14 protein-coding genes and 1 pseudogene are annotated in these 15,820 nt (G+C 72.1%); 5 read left to right on the forward strand and 10 right to left on the reverse strand.

Translation table 11 applies throughout. From position 1 onward, the window contains the following. Positions 1 to 5: 5 nt before the first annotated feature. The 4 genes and pseudogenes from AB0K60_RS08070 to AB0K60_RS08085 all read right to left on the reverse strand — a co-directional run. Entirely contained in the window at positions 6 to 941 is a 936-nt protein-coding gene (locus tag AB0K60_RS08070) for an NADH-quinone oxidoreductase subunit H (protein ID WP_364049889.1), read from the reverse strand. Further along, positions 938 to 3,088: a proton-conducting transporter membrane subunit gene (locus AB0K60_RS08075; RefSeq protein WP_364049891.1), complete on the reverse strand. Its 2,151-nt coding sequence runs from the start codon at positions 3,086 to 3,088 to the stop codon at positions 938 to 940. Before AB0K60_RS08075 ends, AB0K60_RS08070 begins: the two co-directional genes overlap by 4 nt. Further along, positions 3,085 to 3,576, reverse strand: coding sequence for an NADH-quinone oxidoreductase subunit NuoB (gene nuoB / locus AB0K60_RS08080; protein ID WP_364049893.1), 492 nt, complete (start codon positions 3,574 to 3,576; stop codon positions 3,085 to 3,087). Before nuoB ends, AB0K60_RS08075 begins: the two co-directional genes overlap by 4 nt. 169 nt (positions 3,577 to 3,745) lie before the next feature. Further along, positions 3,746 to 4,066 (reverse strand): annotated as a pseudogene (locus AB0K60_RS08085) (metalloregulator ArsR/SmtB family transcription factor); the annotation flags it as partial. Positions 4,067 to 4,233: 167 nt separating this feature from the next. On the opposite strand from AB0K60_RS08085, the gene AB0K60_RS08090 reads away from it, so the two are divergent. Beyond that, complete coding sequence (locus AB0K60_RS08090; protein ID WP_364049895.1) at positions 4,234 to 4,659, forward strand: pyridoxamine 5'-phosphate oxidase family protein; 426 nt, start codon at positions 4,234 to 4,236, stop codon at positions 4,657 to 4,659. Positions 4,660 to 4,717: 58 nt separating this feature from the next. Here the strand turns inward: AB0K60_RS08090 and AB0K60_RS08095 are convergent, their stop codons facing one another. The 3 genes from AB0K60_RS08095 to AB0K60_RS08105 form a co-directional block, all read right to left on the reverse strand. After that, the gene (locus tag AB0K60_RS08095; RefSeq protein WP_364049897.1) at positions 4,718 to 6,133 is read right to left on the reverse strand and encodes a site-2 protease family protein; all 1,416 of its coding nucleotides are present in this window, start codon (positions 6,131 to 6,133) and stop codon (positions 4,718 to 4,720) included. 164 nt (positions 6,134 to 6,297) lie between these two features. Next, a complete protein-coding gene (locus tag AB0K60_RS08100) occupies positions 6,298 to 6,861 on the reverse strand; it encodes a hypothetical protein (protein WP_364049899.1) in 564 nt (187 codons plus the stop codon). Between the two features lie 153 nt (positions 6,862 to 7,014). Continuing rightward, positions 7,015 to 7,965: a universal stress protein gene (locus AB0K60_RS08105; RefSeq protein ID WP_364049901.1), complete on the reverse strand. Its 951-nt coding sequence runs from the start codon at positions 7,963 to 7,965 to the stop codon at positions 7,015 to 7,017. A gap of 161 nt (positions 7,966 to 8,126) precedes the next feature. On the opposite strand from AB0K60_RS08105, the gene AB0K60_RS08110 reads away from it, so the two are divergent. Then, a complete protein-coding gene (locus tag AB0K60_RS08110) occupies positions 8,127 to 8,615 on the forward strand; it encodes a pyridoxamine 5'-phosphate oxidase family protein (protein WP_364049903.1) in 489 nt (162 codons plus the stop codon). Positions 8,616 to 8,684: 69 nt separating this feature from the next. Here the strand turns inward: AB0K60_RS08110 and AB0K60_RS08115 are convergent, their stop codons facing one another. Next, entirely contained in the window at positions 8,685 to 9,326 is a 642-nt protein-coding gene (locus AB0K60_RS08115; RefSeq protein WP_364049905.1) for a PIG-L family deacetylase, read from the reverse strand. Positions 9,327 to 9,573: 247 nt separating this feature from the next. Between AB0K60_RS08115 and AB0K60_RS08120 the strand changes: the two genes are divergently transcribed. Both AB0K60_RS08120 and AB0K60_RS08125 read left to right on the forward strand, forming a co-directional pair. After that, on the forward strand, positions 9,574 to 10,395 hold the full coding sequence (locus AB0K60_RS08120) for a DUF4389 domain-containing protein (protein ID WP_364049907.1): 822 nt from the start codon (positions 9,574 to 9,576) through the stop codon (positions 10,393 to 10,395). 71 nt (positions 10,396 to 10,466) lie between these two features. Beyond that, positions 10,467 to 11,516, forward strand: a complete 1,050-nt coding sequence (locus AB0K60_RS08125) for a class I fructose-bisphosphate aldolase (RefSeq protein WP_364049909.1) — start codon at positions 10,467 to 10,469, stop codon at positions 11,514 to 11,516. 58 nt (positions 11,517 to 11,574) lie between these two features. Here AB0K60_RS08125 and ppk2 read toward each other — a convergent pair whose 3' ends face one another. Continuing rightward, entirely contained in the window at positions 11,575 to 12,444 is an 870-nt protein-coding gene (gene ppk2, locus AB0K60_RS08130) for a polyphosphate kinase 2 (RefSeq protein ID WP_364049911.1), read from the reverse strand. A gap of 355 nt (positions 12,445 to 12,799) precedes the next feature. Further along, positions 12,800 to 13,807, reverse strand: a complete 1,008-nt coding sequence (locus tag AB0K60_RS08135) for a hypothetical protein (RefSeq protein WP_364049913.1) — start codon at positions 13,805 to 13,807, stop codon at positions 12,800 to 12,802. 161 nt (positions 13,808 to 13,968) lie between these two features. On the opposite strand from AB0K60_RS08135, the gene sulP reads away from it, so the two are divergent. Then, positions 13,969 to 15,732: a sulfate permease gene (gene sulP, locus AB0K60_RS08140; protein WP_364049915.1), complete on the forward strand. Its 1,764-nt coding sequence runs from the start codon at positions 13,969 to 13,971 to the stop codon at positions 15,730 to 15,732. Positions 15,733 to 15,820 lie beyond the last annotated feature (88 nt).

Genomic DNA, 15,820 nt, shown 5'->3' on the forward strand with positions numbered 1-15,820 from the left:
GCACCTCATGCCAGGAAGAAGGAGGCCGCGACGGCGAGCAGCGCCATCAGGAAGGACCCGGCGAGCAACTCCGGGATGCGGAACAGGCGCAGCTTGGCCATGAACACCTCGCCGGCCGCGAGCAGCGCGCCGAGCAGGCCGACCTTGACCGCGAGCGCGACCACGGCGACGAGCAGCGCGAGCGCCCCCGCCTCGGCCCCGGCGATGCCCCAGGGCGCGAACAGGCTGCTGAGCAGGCCGAGCAGCACGGTCAGCCGGATCGCCGACGCCCACTCGATCAGCGCCAGGTCGGGCCCGGCGTACTCCAGCACCATCGCCTCGTGGATCATGGTGAGTTCCAGGTGCGTGGACGGGTTGTCCACCGGGACGCGGCCGGTCTCGGCGATGGTGACCACCGCGAGGGCGACGGCGGCGAGCACGCTCACCGGCGAGATCACCGCGAGCGGGTCGTCCACCGTGGAGGTGACGATCGCCCCCAGGTTGGTGGACCCGACCCGCACCGACAGCGCGAACACCGACAGCAGGATCGTCGGCTCGACCAGCGCGAGCACGGTCACCTCGCGGCTGGCCCCCATGCCGCCGAACGCGGTGCCGGTGTCGAGCCCGGCCAGCGCGAGGGCGACCGAGCCGAGCGCGAGCAGCGCGGTCACCGCGAACAGGTCGGCCACCCCGTCGAGCGGCGAGGCCGTGGTGATCAGCGGGACGACGGCCGTCACGACGAGCGCGGTCCCGGCGAGCAGCAGCGGCGCGAGCCGGAACACCCAGCCGGTGCCGTGCGGCGCGATCGGCTCCTTGCGCAGCAGCTTGCGCAGGTCGCGCCAGGGCTGCAGGACGCCCGCCCCGGCCCGGCCCTCCAGCCGGGCGCGGACCTGCCGCATCACGCCGACCAGCAGCGGCGCGCCGGCGACGACGAGGACCACCTGGAGGATCGCCCCGATCATGTGAGCACCGCCAGCAGGATGAGCGTTCCGGTGAGGGCGTAGAAGCCGTAGGCGAGGTAGCGGTGCACGCTGCCGTTCGCGAGCCGCGGCGCGGCCCGGCCCACGGCGGCGACGGCGGCGAGCACGGGCTCGTACAGCCGCCGCTCCACCCGGTCGGGGACGCGGGCGTGGAACCGCACCCGCTCCACCAGGTAGGCCGACTCCTTCAACGGGGTCACGTCGATGTCGCTTTCGGGTTCGAGCACGTCGTCGAAGACGCGGCCGAGCGGTTCGGCGAACGAGGTCGCCGTGTACTCCATGCGCGCCGTCATCGGCCCGGCGCCGCAGTCCCACAGCCGGGCGGCCCGGCGGGCGCGGCGGGCCGCGAACGCGCGCAGCAGGGCCAGGACGAGGACGACTCCGGCCACCAGCCAGGCCGTGATCAGCAGCGGCGAGATCGTGCTCGCGATGCCGTTCAGGCGCAGCGTCACCTCCTCGGCGGCCGTCACCTCCCCGCCAACCGTCGCGGGCGCGCCGAAGACGCCCCCGGCGGCCTGCGACAGGCCCGGCAGCAGCAGGGTCGGCCCGAGCGCCAGGGCCACGCACGCCGCGCCCGCGAGCAGCATGCCGCCGAGCATCGTCGGCGGGCTCTCGTGCGCCTTCGCGGCCCCGTCGCCGCGCGGCCGGGCCAGGAAGCCGACGCCGAACGCCTTGACGAACGTGGCGATCGCGAGCCCCGCCGACAACGCGATCACGCCGACGGCGAGCGGCATCGTGACCGCGCGGGTCACCCCGCCCTCGGGCAGCGAGTTCACCAGGCTCTGCAGCAACAGCCACTCGCTGACGAAGCCGTTGCCGGGCGGCAGCGCCGAGGCGGCGAGCGCGCCGAGCGCGAACAGCCCCGTCGTGTACGGCATGCGCTCGCGCAGCCCGCCGAGGGCGTCGAGGTCGCGGGTGCCGGTGGCGTGCAGCACCGATCCGGCGGCGAGGAACAGCAGGGTCTTGAACGCCGCGTGGTTGATCACGTGCAGCAGCGCGGCGACGAGCGCGAGCGCGGCCAGGGCGCGCGAGCCGGACGCGGCGAAGAACCCGGCCGCGCCGACGCCGATCAGCACCAGGCCCATGTTCTCGGTGGTGGAGTGGCCGAGCAGCCGCTTGACGTCGGAGGCGACCGCGGCCTGCAGGATGCCGTACAGGGCCGACAGCGCGCCCGCGCCGAGCACGAGCAGCCACCACCAGGCGGGGCCGCCGCCCAGCAGGTCGAGGCCGACCCGGACGATGCCGTACACGCCCATGTTGACCATGGCGGCGCTCATCAGCGCCGACACCTGGCTCGGGGCCTCCGGGTGGGCCCGCGGCAGCCACACGTGCAGCGGCACGATGCCCGCCTTGGCGGCGAATCCGGCGAACGTCGCCAGGAAGACCAGCGTCGCGGCGGGGGGCGGCGTCGCGTCCCGGATGTGGTCGAAGGCGTCGCCGCCGGCCATCGCGGCGAGGGCGGCGAGCCCGGCGAGGATCACCGCGAAGCCGAGGTGGGTCATGACCGCGTACCAGACCCCGGCCTCGCCGACGGCCGCGCGGCGGTGGTGCTCGGCGACGACGAGCAGCAGCGAGGTGATCGCCATCAGCTCCCAGGCGACCAGGAACGTGCTCACGCTCGCGGCGGCCGGGACGAGCAGCATCGCCGCGACGAACAGCGGCAGCGCGGCCTGCACGCCCCGGCCGGACAGGCCGTGCCGGGTGTAGCCGATGCCGTAGATCGCCGCGCAGACCGCGACCGCGCCGGTGACCGCGAGGAACACCCCGCCGAGCGGGTCGAGGGCGAGGCGCACGCCGAACAGCGGGAGCAGGTCGGGCAGCCACGCCGACCAGCGCTCACCCGTGACCGCCGACACGCCCGAGACGATGGCGGCCGCGCCCGCGACGGCGGTGAGGACCCCGGCGGCGGCCGGGCGGGCGCGGCGGGGCAGGCCGAGGGCGGCGAGTGCGGCGGCCAGGCAGAGGGCGAGCGCGAGCACGAAGGCCGCGCCGGTCACGCCGGTTGTGGCGAGGGCCGGTGCGGCGGAACCGGTCAGGCCGAGCCGCGCCGCGCCGGAACCCGGCAACGCGAGGTCGGGGGCGTCGATTCGCACCACCGCGTCGATCGCCCCTGTGATCGTGCCGGTCATCGCCCGGTCAGTCCACGCAAAGCGGACACGATCGCCTCCGGCGGAGGCGGGCAGCCGGGCACCTCGACGTCCACCGGGACGACATCCCCCACCGCCCCGGTCACGCCGTAAGCGCCCGCGAAGACGCCGCAGTTCCGTGCGCAGTCGCCCAGCGCGATCACCAGGCGAGGGCGCGGCACGGCCTCGTAGGTGCGGCGCAGCGCCGTCTCCATGTTGCGGGTCACCGGGCCGGTCACCATCAGGGCGTCGGCGTGCCGAGGTGAGGCGACCAGGCGCGCGCCGTACCGCTCGCCGTCGTACACCGGGCCGAACGCCGAGGCGATCTCCAGCTCACAGCCGTTGCACGAGCCGGCGTCCACGTGCCGGATCTGCACCGATCCGCCGAGTTCGGCGGCCGCCGGGGGCCGATCGCCTGAATCCTTGTTACGTGGAGGTGGCGGTTCGGCCACCCTGCCGGTCTTTATGATCTTCTGCCACAAGCTTACCACGGTGTCGCATCCCCCGAGCCAATATGGATCATCAGGATTACCCCTGTTTCGGTTTCCCGTTGTCAGGCCGCTCCCCGGCGTCCGGCCCCGGCTCCCGGCCGATGTCCCGGCCCTGAGCCCGGCCGCCCTCGACGGGCTGCCCGGCGTCCGCCGCCTGGCCGATGCCGGCCGCGCGCAGCTCGGCCAGCAGCTCCTCCTGGCCGACGATCATGTCGCTCAGGATGCGCCGCGCGGTGCGCAGCAGCTCGGCCACGTCTCCGCTGCTGAGCGCGTACACCACCGTCGATCCCTCGCGTGTCGCGGTGACGATGCCGGCCCGGCGCAGCACGGCGAGCTGCTGCGACAGGTTGGACGCCTCGATCTCGATCTCGGCGAGCAGGTCGCGCACGGGAAGCGGGCCGTCCTGGAGCAGTTCCAGAACCCGGATGCGGACCGGGTGCCCCAGCGTGCGGAAGAACTCCGCCTTGGCCTGGTAAAGGGGAACGGGCACGGCTCAGTTCTCTCCCAGCGCGATGACAACAGCGTCCATGATGATGCAAATTGAAGAATTCTTCAAATCGTAACATTAGCATCTAATCCCACTCTCAAGGCCGAACGCCCTGCTCAGCAGGACCTTGGTCCCTGCCCGCATCGCCGGACACGGGTGAATCTGGGGGTATGAAACTCGACTCGGCAGGTCTGCAGGTACTGTCCCCGGCCGAGTGCGCCGACCTGCTGGCCTCCACACCGATCGGCCGCGTGGTCTTCACCGATCACGCCCTGCCGGCCGTACAGCCGGTCAACTTCGTACTCGACGGGCGGAACGTGGTGATCCGCACCACCCTTGGCTCCAAGCTGGCCGTGGCCGCCCGCAACGCCGTAGTGGCCTTCGAGACCGACGAGTTCGACCCTGCCGCGCGAACCGGCTGGTCCGTCACGGCGATCGGCTACGCCCGCGCCGTCACCGACCCGGCCGAAACCGAACGCCTGGCCCGCCTGCCGGGCGCCCCCTGGGCGCAGGACGGCGAGGACCGATTCGGGAGCCAGTTCATCGTGGTGCCCATCCAGGAACTCTCCGGCCGCCGCATCAGCACCCACCCGTAACCTGCGTCCCTGCGGCGTCGCAGCGGCACGCGCCGAGCCGCCGTCCCGCACCGGGCGATCACGCCGTGCGCGAACCTGCCCGCCGACCCCCACCCATCCGCGCGCCACCCGTCCACGCTTCACCCGTCCGCGTCCTGCCCAGCGCCCGCTCCGCGCCCTGTGCCGAACCACCCCGCTCCGGCTCACTTCGTTCCGGCCCACTTCGTTCCGGCCCATTTCGTTCCGGCCCACTTCGTTCCGGCCCATTTCGTTCCGGCCCACTTCGTTCCGGCCCACTTCGTTCCGGCCCATTTCGTTCCGGTACGCCCCGATCCGGCCCACCCTGTTCCGGTCCTCGGCCCAGTGCCCGATCGACGTCGGCCGTGGTGACCATGCCCACGACCTCCCTGCCCTCGACGACGACGGCGACGAGTTCGTCCCCCGCCCTGCCCACCCCGGGCAGGGCGCGCAGGCTCAGCAGGCGGGCCGCCGGCTCCGACGGGTGGACGACGCGTTCGGCGGGCAGGTCGCGCCGTACCTCTCCGATCAGGGTCTGCGTACGGCGGGCGCATGGCACCGAGGCGAGCATGCCGAGGGTGACATAGCCGACCGGCATCGCCGAGGTCGCGTCGACCACCGGGAACGCCGTCCGGTCCGACCCCGCCGCCAGGATCGCGGCGAAGTCGCGCACGCTCAGGTGGGCGGGCGCGACGTGGTGCGGCGCGGACACGCGCGTCATCACGTCCCGGACCGTTGTCGCGCCGAGTGCCTCGCGGTGGGTGCGCGCCACCTCCTCCGTGTACGCGGCGCTCGCCAGCACCCAGCCGGTCACGACCAGCCACAGCCCGGCCGCCGGCGCCCAGGCGAGCAATCCGGCCAGACCGGCCACGATGAGCGCCAGGCCAAGCGCCCGGCCCGCCTTGATCGCCGCTCGCTCGGCCCGCGCACGATCGTGCCGGCGCCACCACACCACGGCGCGCAGGATCCGTCCCCCGTCCAAGGGCGCGCCCGGCAGCAGATTGGCCGCGACCAGCACCGCGTTCACCGCCGCCGCCCAGGCCAGGGCCGCGGCACGGAGCCCCGGCGGCGGAAGGAACGTCGCGACGAGCCACGTGGCCGTGAGGAACACCGAGGTTACGGCCAGCCCCGCCAGCGGCCCCGCGACGCCGATCGCCAGCTCGGCCCGGGGGTTCGGCGGGTCGTCCTCGCACTCGACGATCGCGCCGAGGAACCACAGCGTGATCGACCGGACCCGCAGGCCACCGCGCCGGGCGGCCACGGCCTGGGCGGCGCCGTGCGCCAGCAGCGAGGCGCAGAACGCGGCGGTCATCGCGACGCCCGCCGTCCAGTACAGCGCCGGGTTCCGGCCGGGGACGGCGTGGGGCAGGACCACATCGCTCAGCGTCACCGCGATCAGGGGAACGACCACCATGGCCGAGCAGTGCAGGCCCACGCGCACGCCGTCGGCGCGCCACAGGAGCAGGTGCTGCCTCATCGGAAACCTCCGGGGAGACCCCGCCCGGCGGCGGGGGATGCATCGGCCCCGAACATGACTACCGCCCACCTCCTCGGGGATGGAGGTGAGCGGTAGTGGTCCTGTTCGAGTCTTCGTCTGTCACGTTCGTTTCCCGGACTCCGCTGGGGTGGCGCCCCGATCGACTACCGGAGGAAGGGGAAGCGCTGGACCAGCTCGGTGCCGCCCCACCAGCGGCCGATGCCGAGGGTGTCGCCGGCCTTGGCCAGCGCCAGCCCGGCCAGCACGATCGCGTACACGATGTGGTCGTCCATGAACGGGTTGGTGTCCAGCGGCAGCTCCGCCGCCCACATCAGCACCAGCAGCAGACCGCCGCTCACCGCCGCGATGCGCATCCCCGCGCCCAGCACCAGCGCGATCCCGATCCCGGCCAGACCGATCATGAACAGCCAGTCCACCCACGCCTGACCGGCCAGACCGCCGAAGAACCCGCCCAGCGCGTTCTCCTGGGTGCCCTTCAAAAAGCCGGTGGTCGGGCTGCCGCCGTTGATCCAGGCCTTGGCCGCCGGGGTGGCGAACCCCAGGCCGAACAGCTTGTCGATGAACGCCCACAGGAACGTCCAGCCGAGCGCGATGCGAGCCGCGGCCCAGACGTACGCCAGGCCCTCGGGGGTCACCGCCTCACCAGCGGGCGGGACGGGGGTGTGCCGGCCGTTGGCCGACGTGCTACGCCCTTCTGCGATGGCCATTTCGGGCCCCTTTCTCACTGAACTTCGCGGGAGCGAATTCATTTCTTGCTCCGGCTTTATTCCATCGTTTGGGGCGTTTTGCCTGCAGTGCCGTACGGCTCGCGCCGCGTGATCCGATGTCCCTGCTTCTATGGGACCTTCGGCCCTTAGCGGTCATCCGGCACTGTCCCGACCTGGCCTGTCCGCAGCGTCCATGTCGTCCATGCCGTCCACGCAGTCCGCGGCGTCCACGCCGTCCGCGCGCACGACCGCCACCGGGCACGGCGCGTGATGCAGCAGGTAGGGCACGGTGGAGCCGAACTGCCCGCGCGCCTGCCCGACGACCAGCAGGGTCGCCCCGCCGGCGGCGTCCAGCAGCGCCTGCTTGGTCGGCGCCTCGACGACGCGGGCCTCCGCGGCGACATCGGGGTACTTGTCCCGCCACGCCGCCACCGCCGCGTCGAGCCACTCCTCGGCGGCCCGGCGGACCACGTTCAGCTCGTCCAGCGGCGTGGTCTCGGCCCGCCAGGCGAGCTGTGGCCGGATCCAGGCGTGCACGGCCAGCAGCGGCAGCATGCGCATGGCCGCCTCCCGGAAGGCGAAGTCGAGCAACTCGTCCAGGTCGCCGGATCCGGCCAGCCCCACGACGACGGGCCCCGGATGGACCCGGCGGGGCAGCGCCCCGGCGCCGCGTACCACGATCACCGGGCAGTGGGCCCGCGCCGCGGTCTCCCCGGCGACCGAGCCGAGCATGAGCCTCGCCACGCCGCCCAGCCCGCGCGACCCGACGACCACCACATCGGCCCCGGCCGACAACCGGACCAGCCGCTCGGCCGCCGGGCCCTCCCACAGGTCGGTGCCGACGTGCGGGCCGGACATGCACGCCCGCGCGCACTCGGCGCCGTGCCACACCACATGCTCGGCCGCGTGGTAGAGGGAGTTCCGCGCCTCCTGGTCGCCCTCGCCGTAGGGCCACTCCCAGGCGTGGCAGACCGTCAGCGGCTGTCCCCGGAGTTCGGCCTCGTCCATCGCCCAGTCGAGGGCCTGCATCGCGAAGTCGGAGCCGTCGTAGCCGACGACGACGCCCCTGTCATGGCTCTTGGCACCCGCGTTCGCACTGTTCATGCCCCCACTGTCGGCACGTGCGCGAGCCGTACGGCAGGGCGTAACGACCCCCGGTAGGGCCCTCTTGCCCCCACCCATCGGGGACTTTGGTCCCTTGTGTTACAAACGGGACGGCACCAAGGTTTGAGGGATGCTTCACTACGGACAGACGGCGCGGCAGGATGACTGACACGATGATGGCCCGCAGGCTGAGGGAACTGTCCAGGCAGGAGTGCCTGCGTCTGCTCGGCAGCGTGCCCATGGGCCGGATCGTCTTCACCCACCAGGCGCTCCCGGCCATCCGCCCCGTCAACCACATCGTGGACTCCGGCGACATCGTCATCCGCAGCCACCGCGCCGCGGCGATCACCGCGGTGGCCACCCGTAGCGGCGTCGTCGTCGCCTACGAGGCGGACATGATCGACCCCATCGAGCAGGTCGGCTGGAGCGTCATCGTCACCGGCCGGGCGTACAAGGTCGAAGACCCCGCCGACGTCGCCCGCTTCATGGAGCTGATCCACCCCTGGGTCAGCGGCGACATGGACCAGGTCATCCGCGTCAGCCCCGAGATCATCACCGGCTTCGAACTCGTCGCCGACGGCTCTCCGGCCGCCCCGGAAATGACCTCCGGCGACGCACACACGGAACCCGGCGCGCACGCGGGCTCCTGAGCGCCCGCTCTCCGGAGGCGACTTCTCGGCCCCGGAAGGCGGCTGCTCACGAGGCGCTCAGGAGGCGGCTCAGGAGGCGGCGCGGTGCAACCAGCGCAGCGAGTCGCGGTCGCCCTGCTCGGCGAGGCGGGCGAGCCGGGCGTCGTAGCGTTCGCGCTGGCTGTGGTGGGCGCGGATGGCGCAGCGCTGCAGGTCGCGCTCGGCGGGGACCTCCACGTCCCCGGGCCCCTCCGTCCAGGCGAGCGCGTTCACGCCGAGGGCGCGCGCGGCGAGCCGGGTGGCCTCGACGGTGATCCCGTTGTCGGGTCCCTCGGTGCCCCGGTCGACGGTGAGCAGCAGGTCGGCCCCGATCTGGGCGGCCTCCCGTCTGATCAGCTCGGTGACCCGGCGCATCGGCAGGTCGCCGAGCATCCCGTCGGGAAGATCGGCGATGGTCACGTGCGTCATCGCCAGCATGAACCCGGCCATCTGCAGCTCGAACGGCCGCACCACGCCGGCCCGCTCAAGCGAGGCGTTGCAGGGCGCGGCCTCACCGCGCGTCAGCGACAGCACGCTGATCCGCGCCCCGTCCTTCCGCAGCCGCGACAGCACCGCGCCCAGATAGCAGGACTCGTCCCCCGGATGCGAGATCACGGCCAGCGCGTGCCGGGCGAACGGCAGCCGGGTGCCGAGACCAACAGGCGCCGCCGTGTCAACGCGTGATGCGTTCACTTCGGCCTCCCCTCGGTCGGACGTCTACGAGAACCTCACGCTTCACCTTCGCAGCGACCGGATCCGCGCGTCAGGGACCTAGGTCCCCGCTGACGTGGCCATTCGGGCACCGCCGTACCGGCCCTCCCGGAGAAGGCGCGGAGAAGAGAGGTGCCCATCGGCCCTGATTACGGGACTTTCGCCGCCTACCCGGACACCGCTCCGGGTGGTGCCGTGACCTGTATCGCTCTACCGCTGGGAGGTAATCATGAGCGCGTCCCGGCCTTATCCCCTACGCCTGGAGGCGCGGCTCGACGAGCCGCTCAACCCCGGCCTGTGGCTGGTGAAATGGCTCCTGGCGATCCCGCACTACCTCGTGTTGTGCCTGCTGTGGATCGCCTTCCTCGTCCTCACCGTGATCGCGTTCTTCGCGATCCTGTTCACCGGCCGCTACCCACGCGGCATCTTCGACTTCAACGTCGGAGTGCTGCGCTGGACGTGGCGGGTGGCGTACTACAGCTACGGCGCGCTCGGCACCGACCGCTACCCGCCGTTCACGCTCGGCCCCGCGCCCGACTACCCCGCCACCCTTGAGGTGGACTACCCGGTACGGCTCTCGCGCGGCCTGGTCCTGGTGAAGTGGTGGCTGCTGGCCATCCCGCACTACGTGATCGTGGCCCTGTTCACCAGCGGCGGCGTCTACACCTTGGACTGGGGCGGCCTCATCGGCGTGCTGGTCCTGATCGCCGGATTCGCGCTGCTGTTCACCGGCCGCTACCCGCGCGACATCTTCGACTTCGTGCTCGGCATGAACCGCTGGGCCCTGCGCGTCGCCGCCTACGCGGCCCTGATGACCGACGACTACCCGCCCTTCCGCCTCGACCCCGGCCCCACCGAGCCGTCGCCCGCCACCGCCGCTCCCACCGGGCGTGACACCACGCCCACCGACACCGGGCCTACCGACACCCCGCCTACCGACACCAGGCCCGCCGACGGCACACCTGGCGCCACCTCCGACGACGCCGAGACCGTCGGGCACGCCGAGACGGCCGAGCCCCCGATCTTCACAACCCCGAAACAGGACAGGTGACCTGGGAAGACCGTCATAACGGCCCAGGCGCATCCGCTCACCTGGCCAAACGAACACCGACAGGAGAAATCATGGAACTGAAAGAGCTGCTGGGCGGCGAGGCATCGTCGCTGCTCGCCCACGAGTGCACGACGATCCCGCGCGACCGGCTGATCCTGCCCGGCCCGGACTTCGTCGACCGGGTCGTGGCCGCGACCGATCGCACGCCCGCGGTGCTGCGCAACCTCCAGCAGGTCTTCGACCACGGACGCCTCGGCGGCACCGGCTACCTGTCGATCCTCCCCGTCGACCAGGGCGTCGAGCACTCCGCCGCGGCCTCGTTCGCGCCGAACCCGGCCTACTTCGACCCCGCGCACCTGTGTGAGCTGGCGGTCGAGGGCGGCTGCAACGCCATCGCCTCCACGCTGGGTGTGCTCGGGGCCGTGTCCCGCCGGTACGCGCACCGCATCCCCTTCATCGTCAAGCTCAACCACAACGAGCTGCTGACCTACCCCAACCGGTACGACCAGGTGATGTTCGCCTCGACGAAGCAGGCGTTCGACCTGGGCGCGGTCGCCGTCGGGGCCACGGTCTACTTCGGGTCGCCGGAGAGCACGCGGCAACTCCAGGAGGTGCGCGAGGCCTTCCAGGTCGCGCACGAGCTGGGCATGTTCACGGTCCTGTGGGCGTACCTGCGCAACCCGGCCTTCAAGGTGGACGGCGTCGATCACCACCTCAGCGCCGACCTGACCGGCCAGGCCAACCACCTGGCCGCCACCGTCGAGGCCGACATCGTCAAGCAGAAGCAGCCGGAGGGCAACGGCGGCTACCAGGCGCTGAAGTTCGGCAAGACCCACCCGCGCGTCTACGACGAGCTGACCACCGACCACCCCATCGACCTCACCCGCTGGCAGGTCGCCAACTGCTACATGGGCCGCGTCGGCCTGATCAACTCCGGCGGCTCCTCGTCCGGGCAGGGCGACCTGGCGCAGGCCGTACGGACCGCCGTCATCAACAAGCGGGCGGGCGGCATGGGCCTGATCGTCGGCCGCAAGGCCTTCCAGCGGCCGATGGACCAGGGCGTCGAGCTCATCCACGCGGTCCAGGACGTCTATCTCGACGACGCCGTCACCATCGCGTGACGCCCTCGCCGTCCATTCCACGGCGGCCGGAGGCGGACGATCCGTCTCCGGCCGCCGGTCAGGACTCGCGTTCGAGGAGGGCGGCGGCGTGGTCGGGGACGGTGGACCGGTGGTCGCGGGGCGGGCGCTCGTAGCCCTTGGAGGGCGGGCGCGGAGGGAGGCGCAGCGGCGGGCGCTGGACCTCGTGGTAGGGGATGCTGGAGAGCAGGTGGGCGATCATGTTGATGCGGGCGCGGCGCTTGTCCTCGCTCTCGACCTCGTACCAGGGGGCCTCGGGGATGTCGGTGTGGACGAGCATCTCGTCCTTGGCCCGGGAGTACTCCTCCCAGCGGGTGATCGACTCCAGGTCCATCGGGGACAGCTTCCACTGACGCATCGGGTCGTTCAGCCGGGCCTTGAAGCGACGCTCCTGCTCGGCGTCGCTGACCGAGAACCAGTACTTGCGCAGCAGGATGCCGTCCTCGACCAGTAGCCGCTCGAAGATCGGGCACTGGTGGAGGAAGCGGACGTACTCCTGGTGAGTGCAGAACCCCATGACCCGCTCCACACCGGCCCGGTTGTACCAGCTCCGGTCGAACAGCACGATCTCGCCGGCGGCGGGCAGGTGCTCGATGTAGCGCTGGAAGTACCACTGGGTGCGCTCGCGCTCGGTGGGCCGAGGCAGGGCGACGATCCGGGCCACGCGCGGATTGAGGTACTCGGTGACCCGCTTGATCGTGCTCCCCTTGCCGGCCGCGTCCCGCCCCTCGAACAACACGACCACCCGCGCACCCTCGGCCCGCACCCACTCCTGCAACTTCACCAACTCGGCCTGCAGGCGAAACAACTCCGCCTCGTAAACCTTGCGCGGCAGCCGCTCCGGCCCATCCCAACCGGCCTTCTCGCCCTTCTTCTTCCGCTCGCCCTTCTTCACACCGTCGCCGCTCACACCGTCACGCTCTCCGCCATCGTGCCCACCCACGCGTACGCCTCCTCCCCGCCCACACAACCGTCCCATCCTGCATCCACGCACCATGCAACGACCACACCGGGACGGCGGGAGCCGCAGGCCCGCCCAGCCCCGACGCGAAGGCCCGGACGACCCGCCCGGCATCGTCCGCTGGCGGCCCAGAGACAGGGATACGCCGCGAGCGCCCGGCGGCAGCGGTCACATGGCGGCGGCCATGTCCTCCGGCTCACGCAGCAGCGCCGCGAAGGACGGCTCGGGGTGCGGCACCGCCGGGCCGTACCCCGAGCCCGCAGCGACCCTGAGGCACGATCCCGCCGCAGGCGACCGGCGGATGTCACATGGCGGCGGCCATGTCCTCCGGCTGGCGGTCCTCCGGCTCACGTAGCAATTCCGTGGGAGGGCGGCGCGGGGCACGCGGCACCGCCGGGCCATACCCGAGCCTGAGGATCATCTGCGCGTGGCCGCGGCGGTGGTGCGGGTCGGTACGGCCGCGCATGTCGCGCAGGTCCAGCGGCTGGTTGAGGAACGACACCGAGACGCCGTACACGCTCGCGGTGAGCAGCACCCGCTCCAGCGCCTGCCCGGCGCGCAGCCAGTCGAGCGGCCCGTCGCCGAGGGTGGTGAGCACCGCCAGTTGCGGCCACTGCTCGTACTCGGCGGTCGGGCGCGGCTGGCCGGGCCGGGTGATGCCGAAGTCGCGGACGGGCGCGGGGTCGTTCTCCGGTTTGGGCCCGAGCACCGCGCTCGGCATGCCGTCGTAGTGGCCGCCGCCCATCGTCCAGGCGTTGACCTCGGCGAGGTAGTCGTGGTCCTTGGCGAGCTCCTCGTCGGCCATCGCCACGTACTCCAGAAGCTCGGCCGAGCTCTTGTGCCCTAGCGGGATCAGGCTCGCGCCCTCCCGGGAGGCGGCGGACCGCAGCTCGGCGAGCACCGCCGGGGGCACCTTCTTCCCGCTGTACGGCTCGCGGTTGGTGCGCCGCACGGGGATGTCGGCGTACATGGCCCGCACCCGCGACGAGGAGGTGGCCGCCTCCGCGACTCGCACCGCCGCCAGCACCGCGGGCTGCTCGTCGGGGGCGGGCAGCAGCCAGACCACCGGACGGTACCCCGCCACCCGCGCGGCCAGCCGCAGATTGAACAGCGCCGCACCGCAGCTCACGTGCAGGGACCGGCCGCGCGGGTCGATGACCCGCAGCCTGCGGTCATAGTCGGCGATCAACTCCGCGAACTCTCCGCGCACCACCCGGAAGCGCCACGGCTGGGTGTTCAAGATCGAAGGGGCCTGCCCCGCCGCGACGAGCAACCGCCGGACTCCGGTGTCGGTGCCCAGGGGAGAGGACATCACGCACCTCCTCGCGTCAAAGGAGTCTCACCCCCACACTCCTTTGACCTCCTGCGGCCCGGCAGGGCCGAGCGCCCTTCCGATTCGGGACTTTGGTCCGTCCGCCAGGGGGCGATCGCGTGATCCCCCGCCGACGCATCGCGGGTGATACAACCACCATCATGGCGAAACCCCTGGTGAGCCCCGGGCTGCTGCGGACGTTGTTCCCGGGACCCGCCCTCCTCGTCCGCTACCGCTGCGAGTGGCTGCGTGGCGACCTGGCGGGCGGGCTCACCGTCGCCGCCTACCTGGTGCCGCAGGTGATGGCGTACGCGACCGTGGCCAGGCTGCCGCCGGTGGCGGGCCTGTGGGCGATCCTGCCCGCCCTGGCGATCTACGCGATCTTCGGCTCCTCGCGGCAGCTCTCGGTCGGCCCCGAGTCCACCGCCGCGCTGATGACCGCCGCCACGGTGGGGCCGCTCGCCGCCGGGGACCCGGAGCGGTACGCCCGCCTCGCCGCCGCGCTGGCGATCGTGGTGGGGCTGCTCGCGCTGGCCTGCTGGGTGATCCGGCTGGGTTTCGTCGCGGACCTGCTGTCCAAGCCGATCCTCGTCGGCTACATGGCCGGCATCGCCCTCATCATGATCGTCGGCCAGCTCGACAACCTCACCGGCGTCCCGGTTCACGGCGACGGCGTCTTCCCCCGGCTGCTGTCCCTGCTGACCGGCCTCGACCAGGCTCGTCTCGGCACGACGCTGCTCGCCGCCGCCGTACTGGCGTTCCTGTTCGCCGTGGGGCGGTGGCTGCCACTCGCGCCCGGCCCGTTGCTGGCGGTGCTGCTCGCCACCCTCGCCGTGGGCGTGTTCGACCTGCGGGAACACGGCATCGGCGTGATCGGCGAGATCCCCTCCGGCCTGCCGTCGCTGTCGCTCCCCGCGCTCGGCGACATCGGGCAACTGCTGCTGCCGGGAGTCGGCGTACTGCTGGTCGGCTACACCGACAACGTACTCACCGCCCGCTCCTTCGCCGCCCGCCGAAATTACCCGGTGGACGCCAACCAGGAACTGCTCGCGCTCGGCGTGGCGAACATCGGCGCGGGGACGCTGCACGGCTTCCCCGTCAGCAGCAGCGGAAGCCGCACGGTCCTGGGCGACGCCGCAGGCGCACGCACCCAGCTCTACTCCCTGGTCGCGATGGCCGCCGTACTGGCGGTCCTGCTGTTCGCCGCACCGCTGCTCTCCGGCTTCCCGGACGCGGCCCTCGGCGCCATCGTCGTCTACGCCGCGATCAAACTCATCGACCTCCCAGGCTTCCGCCGCCTCGCATCCTTCCGACGCAGCGAGCTGCTGTTGGCCTTCGCCTCCCTCGCCGGCGTACTGGCCTTCGGCATCCTGTACGGCGTACTCCTGGCCGTGGGCCTCTCGGTGGCCGAAATGCTGGCCCGCGTGGCCCGCCCCCACGACGCGATCCTCGGCATCGTCCCCGGCCTGGCCGGCATGCACGACATCGACGACTACCCCCAGGCCAAAACGATCCCCGGCCTGGTCGTCTACCGCTACGACTCCCCCTTGTTCTTCGCCAACGCCGAGGACTTCCGCCGCCGCGCCCTCGCCGCCGTCGACGAACAACCCGAGCCCGTCTCCTGGTTCGTCCTCAACGCCGAATCCAACGTCGAGGTCGACATCACCGCCCTGGAAGCCGTCGAGTCCGTCCGCCGCGACCTGACCAACCGCGGCATCGTCTTCGCCCTCGCCCGCGTCAAACAAGACCTCCTCGACGACCTACGCGCCTTCGGCCTCGCCGACTCCGTCGGCCCCGACCGCATCTTCCCCACCCTCCCCACCTCCGTCGCGGCCTACCGAAAATGGCGCGACCACAACCCGACCCCCACGCCACCCACACCGCAAAACCCCGACGATCCGACCGCCCCACCCGCGTCCCCCTAAGGGCAGCGGCTCTGCAACTAGGCGCGGCCAAGCCCGGACCAATCGAGCAGAACGGCGCGGAGCCGAATGTTGTTTGCGAGTGGGTGCG

Source organism: Thermopolyspora sp. NPDC052614 (assembly GCF_040678635.1).
In the GTDB taxonomy this organism is placed as follows: Bacteria; Actinomycetota; Actinomycetes; order Streptosporangiales; family Streptosporangiaceae; genus Thermopolyspora.